Below are 1,637 nucleotides of genomic sequence, written 5' to 3'. Positions count from 1 at the left end.
CCTTGATTATCGACTTCATCCGAACACCTCCCACATTCATCCGTACATGTGCGGATGAATGTGGGAACCCGATACCCTGAGGGCCGGACCGGCCGGCCCCGGGAGATCGGAGGACGGCATGTCCGGAAAGAGGAAGAAGGGTTCCGCGAAAGCGGCCCCGAGGGCCTACGGAAGGCTCACGAGGCACGAGCGGGACACGGTCCAGAGGATGCTGGAGCGCGGGGCCTCGTGCAGGGAGATCGCGAGGGAGCTGGGCAGGTCGCCCTCGACGGTGAGCGCCGAGGTGGCGTCGCACAGGTTCGTGACGGCGCCGAAGCCCAGGCGCGGCGAGCGCGTGGGCGCCGACACCGACCTGTCGTCGGCCTGCCCGCGCCTGGCGGCGTGGCCGCGCTGCTGCAACGGGTGCGGCCGCTACCGCGCGATGGGCTGCAAGCGCCGCCCGCACGTCTTCTACGAGGCCCGCGCCGCGCAGCTGTGCGCCGACTCGGTGCTCGTCTCGTCCAGGCGCGGGATCGACGCCGACGAGCCGGCCGCGGCGGCCAGGCTGGAGGCCATCAGGGACTGCCTGCGCCGGGGGCTCTCGCCCGAGCAGATGGCCGCATGCAACGGAGGGCCGGTGGACCTGTCGCCGTCGACCATCTACCGCTGGGTCGCGGCGGGCTACGACGGCATGACCAACATGGAGCTCAGGCGCAAGGTCGGCTACAGGCCGAGGAGGCGCGCCGCCGTCCGGGCGGCCACGCGCCACTCCGCCCGCAGGTCGCATGCCGCGTTCCTCGCCCTCGGGGAGGACGCGTGCGCCGCGGCCTGGGAGATGGACACCGTCGAGGGCGCCCGGGAGGACTCCGCCTGCCTGCTCACGCTGCTGCACCGCCCCAGCAGGCTGCAGCTCGCGCTGCCGCTGGAGGAGAAGACCGCCGGGTGCGTCGCGGACGCCCTGGGCGATATCAGGGAGGTCCTCGGCGCCGACGGCATGGGGAGGGTCTTCCGCGCCGTGCTCACCGACAACGGCGCGGAGTTCTCCGACGAGGCGGCGATCGCGGCGCTGCTCGGCGAGGGGCCCGGCGAGACGAGGCTGTTCTACTGCGACCCGCGCCGCAGCGACCAGAAGGGCGCCTGCGAGCGAAACCACGTCGAGATAAGGAAGCTGCTGCCCAAGGGCGCCGGAATCAGGTTCGACCGGCTATCCCCGGCCGACATGGCGCTCGCCATGTCGCACGTGAACTCCGAGCCCCGCGGCGCGCTCGGCTTCTCGACGCCCGCCCGCGCCTTCAGGGCGATGCTCGGGGACGATGCGGCGGCGCTGCTTGACGCCTACGGCGTGGAGGATGTGCCTCTGGCCGAGCTCGACCTGACGCCGGGACTCATCGAGAGGGCGCGCGCAGAGAGGGGCGATGCCCCGCTGGCCTAGCCTGAAGGCAAAACGGAATAGACTGACCGACCGTCCGGCTGAGTCTGGGAAGAGGTGCCGGGCGGAGGGCGGAGCATGGCCACCGGACCCATCGAAACACATCTCCACCGTTCCTTCAACTGGGAAAACGGCGCCCCCGGGGCCCGGATGGGGCCTCGGGGGCGTTCGGCTAGCTGCGGGAACGGCCTGTCCGCCTAATGTGTTCGGCTGAGATCGGAAATCAACC

The 1,637-nt window shown here is 71.3% G+C and carries 1 protein-coding gene; it reads left to right on the top strand.

The features are described 5' to 3' along the window. The first annotated feature begins 118 nt into the window (after window positions 1-118). Window positions 119-1,411, top strand: coding sequence for an IS30 family transposase (locus tag DXC52_RS09850; RefSeq protein ID WP_117747104.1), 1,293 nt, complete (start codon window positions 119-121; stop codon window positions 1,409-1,411). Window positions 1,412-1,637: the final 226 nt, after the last annotated feature.

It is taken from the genome of Collinsella sp. TF05-9AC, from assembly GCF_003438495.1.
Lineage (GTDB): Bacteria > Actinomycetota > Coriobacteriia > Coriobacteriales > Coriobacteriaceae > Collinsella.
Note: the sequence above shows the minus strand (reverse complement) of the source record. Positions and strands in the feature narration are given on the sequence as shown.

What these genes read in the sequence shown, in the direction of transcription:
- DXC52_RS09850 (WP_117747104.1), top strand. Translation starts at nt 119, where the DNA reads ATGTCCGGAAAGAGGAAGAAGGGTTCCGCGAAAGCGGCCCCGAGGGCC.